The sequence below is a fragment of the Salinivibrio sp. SS2 genome, from assembly GCF_001722075.1.
Lineage (GTDB): Bacteria > Pseudomonadota > Gammaproteobacteria > Enterobacterales > Vibrionaceae > Salinivibrio > Salinivibrio proteolyticus.
Genome location: NZ_MEBP01000073.1, coordinates 21054 through 34037, shown reverse-complemented (window position 1 = coordinate 34037; position 12984 = coordinate 21054). Strand labels below are relative to the sequence as shown.

10 protein-coding genes, 1 tRNA gene and 1 pseudogene are annotated in these 12984 nt (G+C 49.0%); 2 read left to right on the top strand and 10 right to left on the bottom strand.

Features of this window, described 5'->3' with window-relative positions; all coding sequences use genetic code 11:
* Nucleotides 1–141 precede the first annotated feature (141 nt).
* From BGK46_RS17885 to BGK46_RS07960, 8 genes and pseudogenes are all read right to left on the bottom strand, one after another.
* Nucleotides 142–615: pseudogene (locus BGK46_RS17885) on the bottom strand (DUF4435 domain-containing protein); the annotation flags it as partial.
* A gap of 52 nt (nucleotides 616–667) precedes the next feature.
* Nucleotides 668–1951 (bottom strand): AAA family ATPase, encoded by a 1284-nt coding sequence (locus tag BGK46_RS07990; RefSeq protein ID WP_069588294.1) that lies wholly within the window; start codon nucleotides 1949–1951, stop codon nucleotides 668–670.
* Nucleotides 1952–2073: 122 nt separating this feature from the next.
* Nucleotides 2074–2466, bottom strand: a complete 393-nt coding sequence (locus BGK46_RS07985) for an SMI1/KNR4 family protein (RefSeq protein ID WP_069588292.1) — start codon at nucleotides 2464–2466, stop codon at nucleotides 2074–2076.
* Between the two features lie 484 nt (nucleotides 2467–2950).
* Nucleotides 2951–3041, bottom strand: a tRNA-Ser gene (locus BGK46_RS07980).
* Nucleotides 3042–3171: 130 nt separating this feature from the next.
* Complete coding sequence (gene pstB / locus BGK46_RS07975; RefSeq protein ID WP_217492729.1) at nucleotides 3172–3924, bottom strand: phosphate ABC transporter ATP-binding protein PstB; 753 nt, start codon at nucleotides 3922–3924, stop codon at nucleotides 3172–3174.
* A gap of 133 nt (nucleotides 3925–4057) precedes the next feature.
* Nucleotides 4058–5362 carry a phosphate ABC transporter permease PstA gene (gene pstA, locus BGK46_RS07970; RefSeq protein WP_069588288.1) on the bottom strand — a complete coding sequence of 435 codons (1305 nt, stop codon included), beginning with the start codon at nucleotides 5360–5362 and terminating at the stop codon, nucleotides 4058–4060.
* Complete coding sequence (gene pstC / locus BGK46_RS07965) at nucleotides 5355–6737, bottom strand: phosphate ABC transporter permease subunit PstC (RefSeq protein ID WP_069588287.1); 1383 nt, start codon at nucleotides 6735–6737, stop codon at nucleotides 5355–5357. Before pstC ends, pstA begins: the two co-directional genes overlap by 8 nt.
* A 66-nt stretch (nucleotides 6738–6803) precedes the next feature.
* A complete protein-coding gene (locus tag BGK46_RS07960) occupies nucleotides 6804–7844 on the bottom strand; it encodes a substrate-binding domain-containing protein (protein ID WP_069588285.1) in 1041 nt (346 codons plus the stop codon).
* A 334-nt stretch (nucleotides 7845–8178) separates the two neighbouring features.
* On the opposite strand from BGK46_RS07960, the gene BGK46_RS07955 reads away from it, so the two are divergent.
* Nucleotides 8179–8652, top strand: a complete 474-nt coding sequence (locus BGK46_RS07955) for a hypothetical protein (RefSeq protein WP_069588283.1) — start codon at nucleotides 8179–8181, stop codon at nucleotides 8650–8652.
* Nucleotides 8653–8716: 64 nt separating this feature from the next.
* Here the strand turns inward: BGK46_RS07955 and BGK46_RS07950 are convergent, their stop codons facing one another.
* Together BGK46_RS07950 and BGK46_RS07945 are read right to left on the bottom strand one after the other, a co-directional pair.
* Complete coding sequence (locus tag BGK46_RS07950; protein WP_069588281.1) at nucleotides 8717–10333, bottom strand: methyl-accepting chemotaxis protein; 1617 nt, start codon at nucleotides 10331–10333, stop codon at nucleotides 8717–8719.
* Nucleotides 10334–10483: 150 nt separating this feature from the next.
* Entirely contained in the window at nucleotides 10484–10945 is a 462-nt protein-coding gene (locus BGK46_RS07945) for a DUF3429 domain-containing protein (RefSeq protein WP_069588280.1), read from the bottom strand.
* A gap of 322 nt (nucleotides 10946–11267) precedes the next feature.
* Between BGK46_RS07945 and BGK46_RS07940 the strand changes: the two genes are divergently transcribed.
* Nucleotides 11268–12950, top strand: a complete 1683-nt coding sequence (locus BGK46_RS07940) for a BCCT family transporter (RefSeq protein WP_084781336.1) — start codon at nucleotides 11268–11270, stop codon at nucleotides 12948–12950.
* Nucleotides 12951–12984: the final 34 nt, after the last annotated feature.

The following is a 12984-nucleotide window of genomic DNA, read 5'->3' as shown; positions in this document are numbered from 1 at the left end:
GTGCAGAATTGGAACCTGACATTGTCCCAACTGAGCATCCACTTCGAAGGGCGGCTCGACGACTACGTAGATCTTTAAACGTTGGGTGACACAGAACTTTGAACACCCTCCTAAGCTTTTTAGGTATTTCTCTACTTTTTTGAGGCATACTTTATCACTTTGTTTCGATTCCAAGAATCGATCACAGTTGTCTCCAATCACGCCGACCTTTGCCCCTTCACATTGGTCTATCAAATCGTTGGCGAGCAAACCTGAACATTGATGATAGAAGTCTTCAAGCCAATTCTGGCACTCCTCAATCGTTGCATTCTTAGCAGGCAACCGACCGATCCGCCTTGCCACTTTTACTAACACCTTTGCGTTAATTAGAGTATTCTCAATCGAGTAACCGGCCGTTCTAACAATCAAATCATGCTCGGTATCCGATCCATCGAACGGTCCGAAATCGCGGTCCATCGCGACAATCGCATTTAATTGTCCAGAGTTAATCTGATCAATGTATTTACGTAGCTCTTCCTTTCCTCCAACTTGCTGCACTTGCACATTAGGTGATTCAAACTTTTCGAACATGAGCTCCCAAAACGGAACATCATCGTCACCTTCGACATACAGCATTTTATCTACGCGATAAAACTTTGTGAGGACATTCTTTGCTTCAATGGAATATTCAAGGCTTGCCATTGACGAGGTCCTCCATGTCAAAGATAGCATCCGAAAAATTGGAAGCCACCTCTGGTGAGTGCGTCGCGGCGATAACTTGAGCATTTGGATTGAGGTTGACAATTGCCGGTATTATCATGCGTTGCCATTCGATATGTAGGGACAACTCAGGTTCATCTGCCAAAAATATGCAGGGAGCTTCCTTCTGCAAAAGTGCCTCGGTTAACAAAATGAGTAACTGCTTCTCACCGGATGAAAGATCGCTTAACCCAAGCCCCCCCTGTTTAGTAGTAACAACAAGATCTCCGCCCTCGAAGTTAAAATCTTTCTCTTCGATAAAGGTTCGAGCAATCGTTAGAAACTTATTTATTTGCGAGAAGATTCGGGTTGTTTCGGTCTCAGCAGCCAGCGACATCTCTATAATCTTGCGGCTCTTTCTTAACGCTTCGAGCGACCGAAAATCGACTCTTTGCTCTGATTCCTTTTCTTTTCCTAGGTTTGCATTTATTTCTGCTAACGCGACTATTGCTTTATCAACGGCATCTACATGAAAATTGATTTTCTTTCTAACTCCAGAGTCAATAGCATTAAGTTGACTGTATGCTGAGATCAAATCGCGCTTTTCGGCTTCCTTGTCAAAATCTAGCTGGTAGCCTTGAGCTTTAGAGTCTTCCTCTCCGTACAAAATCGATGCTAGGACATCTTTCTGTAGCTTTGTCGAAATCAGCCTTGCATGTTGCGATAATTCGAGTTGATAGTGTGTGAGTTTTTGCATTAATTCGTTCAGACGGTAGTCGACGGGAGCTACTAACCGAGTGCCATTTCTGTCCCTTACTTCATAATCGTCGCTACTTCTTAAGCGGTAAACGGACAAAGATGACAGGGAAACCAAATTAGAAAGTACTTTTCTTACTTCAGAAGACTCTTCCTGAGCTCTGCGCCGATAATGCATCGCCATGCGCCGATCATCAGTCGAAACAAAACGCAAGGGGTACTTTTTACGCGATATTTGATACTCCATCATAAGAAAAGGATAACTGACATCGTCGACCTTCGTCACCTTAACTGTGCGCTTCCTTTTTCCGTTGAAAAGCGTGATGGTAACGTTTTCGAAATCATTTGAAGCGATGCCATCTAGATCTACCGACAAAACGGCATGTAAGATGTTCATGAATGTCGTTTTGCCGGTGCCGTTCTTGCCGATGATGATGTTCACATCCGGTCTAAACTCACAGCCCGCATCGAAGCGATGCCAAAACTGATCGATTTGTACACTTTGTATTTTGTACACGTGGTCGTGCCTCGTTATTTAGTTCTCTTAGCGCCTAACGCCGCCAACATGGGTAGGCTAGCTGGCGGAAAATTTGTTTCAAATTTTATGACAGCTTGCGCTATCCCTTGTGCTTGGCCTTGTTATAGCTTTGCGATTTCTTTACATGATGCAGCTAATTCCTTCAATTCTCCAGTTTCATGGAGCCACAAAAATACTGCAGTTTGAAACTGCCCTAATTCCTTGATGAAAACCGTCTGATCACCTAAGCCATTCCCAGCTATTGCTATGGCTCCTTCGGGAAAATTGCCAAACTCTTTGCAGGATTCTGTTTCATTAATAATGTGGTTACAACTGCGAGAAAGCCGTTTCCGATCAGAGGTATCTTTGATTGGATAAAACTCCCAGTCATCTTCTTCGGTTGTTGCTTCGCCACCATTAGCCAATTTCATTGCTTCTCGGTAATCGTGCGGCAACTGCGAGCCAAGTTCATCTTCAGCTTTCAATAATTGGTCTTCCGATAGATCGAATGGCAACTTTCTCTCCAGAGCTATAACATTGTATTAGTGCGCGTGCTCGATTTGTCAAAATCGTTATACGCCCTGTTTTATCCATAAACCACTGATAAAAATACAGTTTTTCCATCTATCTCATCAAGGTCTCTTCGGTGATAGTGTGCATGCCGCCTATCCCGGTTGAGGTATTCACATTATCCCCGCGCTTGTACTTTTAACCGATTGATTATTCGTGTTTTTTATTTTTTCGCCTAGGGAAAGTGTGAATCAGTCATGAGAAAGCGTGCATCCATGTAGGCGCTTTTGTTGCGTTCCACGCTACCGCCGTTGGTTAGCGGCGTCCAAAAGGCCATGTAAGAGGCAGAAATATAAAGGGTTAGAATACCAAAGTGCAGAATAGCTGTTTAGACAGAATCGCCTAAAATGTTGGTGAGGTCAGGATTTGTATGTTTGCGGAGGCATAGATGCAAAAAAGCCGCTGAGTAATCAGCGGCTTTTCGGTATGTGGCGGAGAGATAGGGATTTGAACCCTAGAAGGGCTATTAACCCTTGCCGGTTTTCAAGACCGGTGCTTTCAACCACTCAGCCATCTCTCCGGAACGGGGCGTATACTAGAGGCTGCTCAGAGCGATGTAAAGTCCATTTTTACTTTTTCGCACTTAAGTGCTGAAATTATCAGCAAAAGCCTATTTTCAGCGCTTTCCTCTCTTTTACCCCGCCGTTTATTTAGCCAAATCGGCCATTAATGTAATCATGAGTCAGCTTGTGTTCTGGGTCGTTGAACACTTTTTCGGTACTGTTCACCTCAACCAAGCTCCCTAAGTGGAAGTACGCCGTGCGGTCAGACACACGCGAGGCTTGTTGCATGGAGTGCGTGACGATCACTATGCTGAAGTTTTTCTTCAGATCAGCAATCAGCTCTTCAATAATACCGGTAGCAATTGGGTCAAGGGCTGAGCATGGTTCATCCATCAAAATCACTTCTGGCGCGACGGCAATGGTGCGAGCAATGCATAGGCGCTGCTGCTGACCACCAGATAAGCCTGTAGCAGGCTGGTCGAGGCGATCTTTCACTTCGTTCCATAGCCCGGCTCGAGTCAGCGATTGTTCCACTAACTCATCGAGATCGGCTTTGGTGTCGATCAGTCCATGAATTCTCGGGCCATAGGCCACGTTGTCATACACCGATTTAGGGAACGGATTAGGACGCTGGAAAACCATGCCCACTTGCGAGCGCAGTTCCACAATTTCTGTCTCTTTGTGGTGAATATCTTCACCGTCGAGAATGATATCGCCGGTCACCACACAGCCGGGAATGGTGTCATTCATTCGATTTAAACAGCGCAAAAAAGTGGATTTGCCGCAGCCTGATGGACCGATCATCGCGAGAACTTCTTTCTCGCCAATATCAAGGCTCACGTCTGCGATCGCCGGTTTTGCGCCATGCTCATAGTTCACAAAGACATTGCGCGCCGTCATTCGCGGATTATCAACAAAGGGCACACCACAGGTTTCTTTGGGGGCTGCGGTATTTTGGGGCGTCGTGTTCACTGTTTGCTCTGTAAGAGTTCCGTTAGTCATGGTTGTTGTCGTCATGGTTTTCTCTCCCGACTTACCAGCGTCGCTCGAGACGCTTACGCATAATCACGGCGCAGGCATTCATAAAAGCAAGGAATGCCAGCAGCACCATGATTGCGCCAGAGGTGTTTTCGACAAAGCCCTTTTCAGGATTCTCTGCCCATAAATAGATTTGTACAGGTAGCGCGGTCGCCGCATCGAGTGGCCCAGATGGAATGTCAACAATAAACGCCACCATACCGATCATAAGAAGCGGTGCGGTTTCACCTAGCGCTTGTGCCATCCCAATGATGGTGCCGGTGAGCATGCCTGGCATCGCTAATGGCAGCACATGGTGAATAACCATTTGCATCTTGGAGGCCCCTACCCCTAACGCGGCATCACGGACCGAGGGTGGCACCGCTTTAATAGAGGCACGGCTGGAAATAATGATGGTTGGCAGCGTCATAAGGGTAAGCACCAAGCCGCCCACAACCGGCGCAGAACGCGGTAGGTCAGCAAAGTTGAGGAATACCGCCAGCCCCAGTAAACCAAACACAATCGAGGGGACGGCCGCGAGGTTATTGATGTTAATTTCAATGATCTCGGTAATGCGGTTGCGTGGCGCAAACTCTTCCAAGTAAATCGCCGCGGCTACCCCAATCGGAAAGCTCAGCACTAAGGTGACCAATAAGGTGTAGAAGGATCCAACCGTCGCCCCCCAAATTCCAGCGAGTTCGGCATCGCGGCTATCACCATTGGTGAAAAAGCGGGTGTTAAACACGGTACGGATCCGATCATCGCTTTGCAGTTGCTTAAACCAACCAATGTGCTTGTCTTTAAACTGACGATAAGACTCCGGTAAGTTGCCGTCGATATTGCCTTTGTTGAACTGGTTGACGTTGTCTCCAGCAAGCGCCCAAATATCGATTTGCTGTCCAACAAGGCTAGGATCTGCGGCTACGCGGTCACGCAAATCGTACTCCGCCCCCGTGGAAAGGAAGCGGAATAGCTCGCGCTTATCTGTACGTGACGTCACGTCTGGCAAGGTAGCAAAAATGGCATCGGCCAGTACCGAGCGATAGCTCAGGTATTGCAATGTTTCGTCATTGAGCGGTTTGCCCTCAATGCCAAGCTTTTCGGCGCTTAAATCGACCGTGAGGCGAATTTCTGTGGTGTAGAAGGCGGTATAGCCTTGCGAGATGATTGACCCAAGCAATACCACCAAAAACGTAAACGCCAACAAAATCGACCCAATGCCATACCAACGAAAGCGTCCTTCGCGTCCGCGTCGTTTGGCAAGGCCTGCTTTTACTCGCGCGCGCTTGTTTTGCGCGATCTGTGCAATTTTATCAGTCATATTGTTCTCGATATTTCTTCACAATACGGAGCGCAACAAAGTTCAGCGCTAACGTCACAACAAAGAGCGTCAAACCCAGTGCAAATGCGGCCAAGGTTTTCGGGCTATCAAACTCTTGGTCGCCCACCAGCAGGGTTACGATCTGCACGGTAACCGTGGTGACCGAATCAAGTGGGTTCGCAGTGAGGTTAGCCGAAAGGCCAGCGGCCATGACCACAATCATGGTTTCGCCAATGGCACGGGATACGGCAAGCAAGAGCCCCCCGACAATGCCCGGTAACGCGGCCGGAATAACCACTTGGCGGATGGTTTCAGATGGCGTTGCCCCCAGCCCGAGCGAGCCATCGCGCAATGACTGCGGCACGGCGGTGATCACATCGTCGGATAATGAAGACACAAATGGGATGATCATCACCCCCATGACAAACCCTGCCGCCAGTGCGCTTTCCGAGGATGCACTCTCAAACCCGATCGCTTGCGCAACGTCACGGATCACCGGTGCCGCGACTAATGCAGCGAAAAAGCCATACACCACGGTCGGAATACCAGCGAGAATTTCAAGAATCGGCTTCACGATACTGCGTACACGCGGTGAGGCGTATTCAGCGAGATAGATGGCACTCATCAGCCCTACAGGCGCCGCAATACACATGGCGATAATCGAGATCATCAAGGTACCGGTGAACAGCGGAATCGCGCCAAAAGAGCCGCTTGCCCCTTGCTGATCTGCGCGCAAGGCAATTTGCGGTGACCACTCCGTCCCGAAGATAAAGTCGGTAATCGAGATCATCTGGAAAAAGCGCAGGGCTTCAAACAGCACTGAGAGCACAATGCCTAGCGTGGTCAGAATGGCTAACGTCGAACAAAGCAGCAAAAACGCCTGCATCACGTTCTCGACACGGTTGCGGGCCCTTAGCCGCGGCCGCAGCGAGCGCCATCCAAAGGCAAATCCGGCCAACGCCAATGTTGTCATGGCGGTAAAACGCAAGGTGTTCCCTAACGCATGGAGGGATTGATAGTGTTCAGCCGCTGCTAACAAGACAGCATCGTCAGTTTGGGTGATGCCACTGGCAATGTTCCCGATTTGGCTGTAGACCAAGTCATGGCTATTGATGCGCACAAGGTAGCTATCTGGGATCTGTGCCATCACCAAACTGTGGATCAAGTTCGGCTCCACGGCTTGCCATAGCAGCAGTAGAATCAACGCCGGAATGGCGGCGAGAATCGCAACATAGGAGCCATAGTAGTTGGGGCGAGAGTGAAGCTTGCTCAATCCACCAGCCATATCGGCCAGTTTGATTGAACGTGTTCGAGCAAGAAAGAAGCCTGAAATTGCAATCAGCGCAATTACGGTCATCAACATGGATGTGGTCATTGTTCCTCCTGAACACGAATAAAGGTGACACAGCGCGTGTGCCACCTTTTCGCGTTCACACTGCAATTACAAATTCGGGTTTAGGTTCACCGCTGCAGTGCGTACGTTGTTCCATTCTTGGCTTGCCAATGGGATCAGACCACGGTCGGTCAAATAGCCCATTTCGCCGATAGCATCTTCTGCCGTAAAGGCATTCACATACTCTTTCAAGCCTGGAATGACATCTTCATGCGCTTTCTTCACATAGAAGTAGAGTGAGCGTGATACGGGATACTCGCCACTACCAATCGCATCAAACGTCGGCTCAACACCGGCAATTTTTGCGCCTTGAACTTTATCGGCATTCTGCTCGAGGAAGCTGTAACCAAAGATACCGAACGCATCTGGATTCGCTTCAAGCTTTTGCACGATCAAGTTGTCGTTTTCGCCCGCTTCAATAAAGGCACCATCTTCACGCATACCGTGACAAATGGCTTTGAATTTATCTTCATCACTGTCTTCTAGTGCGGCGATTTCAGGATATTGAGAACAGCCTGCTTCCATAGCGAGTTCAACAAACGCATCACGCGTACCTGACGTTGGTGGTGGACCTAGCACTTCGATCTTGGTTTTCGGCAGCGATGGGTTCACGTCTTTCCACGTTTTGTGTGGGTTGTCGATGAAGTTGCCTTTGCCGTCTGGCACGGTTTTAGCCAGTGCGGTGTAAAGATCTTTCAGTGATACGTCATATTGTGGCGATGCTTTTGAGTTCGCAAAGGCGATGCCGTCATAACCAATTTTGATTTCGACGATGTCGTCTACGCCATTGGCTTTACAACGCTCAATCTCAGAGCTTTTGATTTTGCGTGATGCATTCGTGATATCTGGTGTATTTTCACCCACACCTGCACAGAACAGCTTCAAGCCACCGCCTGAACCAGTTGATTCGATTTTGGGTACTGAGTATTGCGACGTGCGACCGAAGCGCTCAGCAACCACAGTAGCAAAAGGGTAAACGGTAGAAGAGCCAACGATGCTAATGTAGTCACGGTTTGCGGCCGTTGCGCTACCCGCGGCCAATACGGCCATTGATACTGTAGTAGCAGCAAAGAGAGCTTTGAGTTTCACATCAACCTCCAAGTCGATTGTTTAAGTTAGTGCTGTGCAAATTGTCCAACCTGCACATGACGAAGAACTCGGTTAGCTGTGAAACACCTTAAGCAGGGTTCGTGACACTTCCTTGATGAGACGATGAAGCTTTAATGACAGGCCGATCCTTTGGTAAGCAACGCAAAAATTGGCGCTCATACGCTCGCGTTGCGCGGCGGTATCGCTAGGATATAGCCAAGCTTTTTCGTGCTGCAACACCGATTATAAGCGGATAAAAGCACCAATTAAGTCGTGTAGCATGGGGCTGCACAACATCCTGGCGTAAAACAGGGAATAGCCGTAAGGATTCATCATGGCCGAGCCAAACGATAGCCTCGCGCGCTCAATTAAGTCGCATCGGGCGAGAATAAAAAACACCCAATCCCAACCCAGTAAACCGTCGGTTCTGTTTTTGTGTGATGGGCTTCAGGGCGCCTCGTTAATGGCAAGCGCTATTATGCAGAACAAAGCCGGAGCATTTTTTGAGATCGTGTGCTGTCACACCAGTCCTGACATGGCAACCGAGCCGGCCGCACGGGCGTTGATTCAATTTCAAATCTCAACCGCGGACATTGTGCCGGTGCCTTTGGCCGGCTTATCGTTAAACTATGTTGACTATTTAGTCGCCCTTTCGCCTGCCGCCGTGCAATCGGGCCTTGCACTGCCCAGCTATGGCAAATTTGTACCTTGGGATGTGTCTGAACAGACCAACGCCAGCACAACCGCGGTACTGCGAACCATCAATCACAATGTGAATTACTTTCTGTCTCTCTATTTATTTCGCTAATTCAGCTCATCCGACAAAAAATGCGCCGGTTAGGCGCATTTTGCATCAAGGCTACTGTGAGATGTTAGAGTCGAAACGCTTGGGCTTGCTCGCGAATGCTGGCGTTTTCTTTCTCTAGTCGCTCATAGGCGTCCCACGTTTTCTCTGCAGTCTCTGCGAGCGACTCCGCGGCACGGTGAATCGCCGACACATTTTGGTTCAGATCGCCCGCTGCCGTGGTTTGCTCCTCTGTGGCGGTCGCAATCGCTCCGGTCATTTCGGACACTTGCTGTGTCGCTGCATTAATCGTTTCAATTGCTTCTGCCGCGCGTTTCGCGTCATCCAAGCTTTTTTGGGTAAGCGTTTGGCTATCCGTCATCACTTGATAGGCCTGACGCGCTTTGGTTTGCAATCCTTCAATGATTTGATTGATCTCATCCGTGGATGACTGGGTTTTAGTGGCTAATCCACGAACCTCGTCAGCGACCACCGCAAAGCCACGGCCGGCCTCCCCCGCTCGCGCCGCTTCAATCGCAGCATTCAGTGCCAACAGGTTGGTTTGCTCTGCAATTGTACTGATCACTTCAGACACTTTGCCGATACTCTCACTGTCTGCGCTCAAAGCTTCAATAACTTGCGACGCTCTATTCACTTGGTCCTGTGCCGCCACACTTTGCTGATACGACTGCTCAAAAGTCTCTCGCCCTTGCTCAGCGTAATCGCGAGATTTATCCGTTTGCTCCGCTGCATTGACCGTATTGGTAGCAACTTCCCCAAAGGTCGATTCCATCTGCGTCATCGCGCTCGCCAATTGTGATAACTCGCCACGCTGTTGTTCAACACTCCTGACGGTGTCGGTCACTTGGTTGGATAGCTCATCACTCACCGCCTGCAGACGCTCAGTCCCTTTGACCAAGGCACTGATAAGCGCTGTAACACTACTTTGCATTTGGTCAAATGTCTGGGCTGCTTGCCCGAGTTCATCACGATTAAACGCATCCAAACTGAGGCGTTGGGTTAAGTCGCCGCTCTCAACTCGCTGCATCTGCGTCACTAAGCGCGCAAGCGGACCACGAATACGCTGTTGAAGAAGCAGGGCTACCCCAACCATCAATGCGATCAGCGCGATAATGACCGCGATGCCAATATAAACCAGCTGTTCGATTTTATTCGCCTCACGCGTTTTAATCGCGTTAGCTTGGTCTTCTATCGATGCTTGTAAGGTGGCAAGGTTCGCCACAATCTGATCAAAAGGTGCCAGCATCGGCCCAAGCATTTTACGGCGCGCATCTTCAATACGACCGTTATCTATCAGGCTTATGTAGTCGTTCTGCATTTGGCGATACGCATCCAGTCGATCGGCAATATCTGTGACCGCTAGGCTAGTGGCATCTCGTACAGTCAAGACTTCCATGTCAGCCAAAGCTTGGCTAACTGCCTCATCATTGCGTTCAATTTTTACCAAAATATCCCGGTGTTCTTGGCGGCTATCTGTGAGGCCATAATCAAGCGCGAAGCGACGATAGGTCACTGTGTAATAACGGAGATCAGAGACCGTACTAAGAAGCCGAACATTTCGTTCAACAACGTCGTTAAACTGTGTTTTGACTGTATTAATTTCGCTAAAAAGGTAGGCACCACTTGCTGCTACCGCCACACCAAGGGTGAGAAAAACCACACGTAGGTACTGAATGATAGTCATGTTGTCCCCGTTACAACTTTTGGCATTTCTGCCAAGTTAATTATTTTATTGTCAGTAAGCTAACGGGTACGACCAATCATTGTGATAGGTTCAATCTAAATCCGTTTTTCATTGTCAAGATAACTCGCGACAGTAGGCCAAAAGCTGACATTAAGCCACCAGTAACAGTAAGCCATGACAGCCCACAACACCCGCAGTCAAACGGCCACGCATCACTTGGTAAGCGGCGGGCTGCGCCTCTTCACGCTCGCTCTTTCGGATCCATTTTTCAGCCAACCATACCGCCAAGTAACCCGCAGTCAGAATACCAGTGGCGATCACGTATTGCGTTGCCCCTTGAATGAGTGCACCCCATGCCAGTAGAGCGAATAAGTTACTCAGCAATAATGCATTACGGCTGAGTTGATGGGAAAAATGATCGATACCATTACCCCACAACACGCCAGATAAGAAGCTTAAAATCACCGCACTGTAGCTTAAAAATAGCTGCTCACCACTGAGTCCAAATAAGGTTAAATCGGCCCAAGTAATAATTACCCCGCCAATAAACGGAACCAAACCCAGATAGCCAAGTTGCAGCATGGTATCGCGAGCAGAAGGTTGAGATTTCATGAAGCTACTCCCATCAAAAAACGGTCACTTTGAGGTCTGTTTTCAGTATACGAAGTCCAGTCTAACTTGGTCGTCTTATCGACATTTTTTGCTGATTTTCTCGGCATTTTACAGCTTTTAGCTGTGATTTATCCCTCAGTTTTTTGCAAACATAGCGAATATTGAGTACATTGCTGCCCGAATTCGTTTTCACAGGCTGCCAATTTTTGCCGACAGCAGCCACGCGGCGAGCCGATAGTTCGCCAATTTTTCCGCTTGTTTAAGGAGCACCATTAGCGCTTACCGCTACCCTAATTTTTCGCGTTTGAAAGAGGAGTTATTCATGTCAACGCAACGTACACGAAGTACATCCGGCGCCGAATCAATGCGCCCGACTTATCACCCATTTGAAAACCGCGTAACCCAAAGCGGCCTTTTCAAAGGCGTTCACAAAAATATGATGATCGCCGCTACCCTTCTGGTTTTCGCCTTCGTTCTGTTTACAGGCTTTAACACCGATCTTGCCGCCACTATCTTTGCAACTGCACGGGGCTGGGTCGAATCCACCTTTGGTTGGTACTACATGATGGTGCTGGTGCTGCTTCTCACTACTAGTTTGATCATTGCCGTCACGCGCTTAGGCAGCATCCGTCTGGGAGATGATGACGATCGCCCCGAGTTCAGCACGTTTTCTTGGTTAGCCATGCTTTTTTCCGCCGGTGTTGGAATTGGCGTACTGTTTTTTGGGGTAGCCGAACCCACGTTCTACTTTGATACAAGTGGTGCGTTCGGCTACCCCAACAACCCGTATGCCGATATGGCTGGGGCAACCACCATGGGCTTTGATCGTGCCGCCGATGCGTTGCGAGTCACCTATTTCCATTGGGGCTTTCATGGCTGGGCGGTGTATGTAATTGTCGGGCTTGCGTTGGCCTATTTTTCGTTTCGTAAGAAACTGCCTCTGGCCCTACGTTCGACCGTCTATCCACTCATTGGTGAGCGTATTTATGGCCCGATGGGGCATGCCATCGATATTCTTGGCGTGCTGGGTTGTGTATTTGGTGTCGCGACCTCACTGGGGTTAGGCGTCAGCCAAATTGCCGTAGGGCTGGATCGTTTATTTGGGATTGATCCCGGTGTAGTCACTCAGGTAATACTCATTGCGCTGATCTCTGTGGCTTCCATTATGTCTGCGCTATCTGGCGTGGGTAAAGGGATTCGGATTATCTCTGAGTGGAACATTATTGTCTCGGCCCTTGTGATCGCCTACTTCCTGTTTGGTGGCCCGACAGCTTGGCTGATTCAGATTTTTGGCGTCTCGCTGGGTGACTACTTGGTGAACTTTATGCCAATGGGGCTGTGGTTCCCTGATGAGCAAGGTCCCGCTGCATGGCAAAATGCATGGACCATTTTCTACTGGGGATGGTGGATTGCTTGGGCGCCCTTTATTGGCCTATTTATTGCGCGTATTTCACGCGGTCGTACCCTACGCGAATTTATCTTTGGTGTGCTGTGCGCGCCGACACTGATGATTTTTGCTTGGCTCGCTATCTTTGGTGGTAATGCCCTACATCAAGAGCTTGTCGCTGACGCTGGAATTGGTAGCGCAGGGATCATTGATTTGGTGAATAGCTGGGACTTACCCGCTGCACTCTTTGCCAGTGCCGATGGGATCACCGGCGGTGGCATTACAGGATGGATTCTTAATGCCATGATGATTTTCTTGCTGTTTAGCTGGTTTATCACCTCGTCCGACTCTAGCACGCTGGTGCTTACCACGATCCTTTCAATGGGCAATGAGCACCCACCGAAGCGTTTCCGTATTTTTTGGGGGTCGATGATCGGGGCGGTTGCCGCCGTGCTGTTGGTCGCAGGCGGCTTGAAAGCACTGCAAACGGCCAATATGGTCACCGCATTACCTATCAGTATTCTTCTGATCCTCATGACAATCAGTGTGCTGAAATCTTTGCTTGAAGAGTCGATGGGTAAATCGACTGCATCGAAAACATCGCAAACTAACCAATAAACCACACTGGACATTCAACAAAAGCGCCACCGCA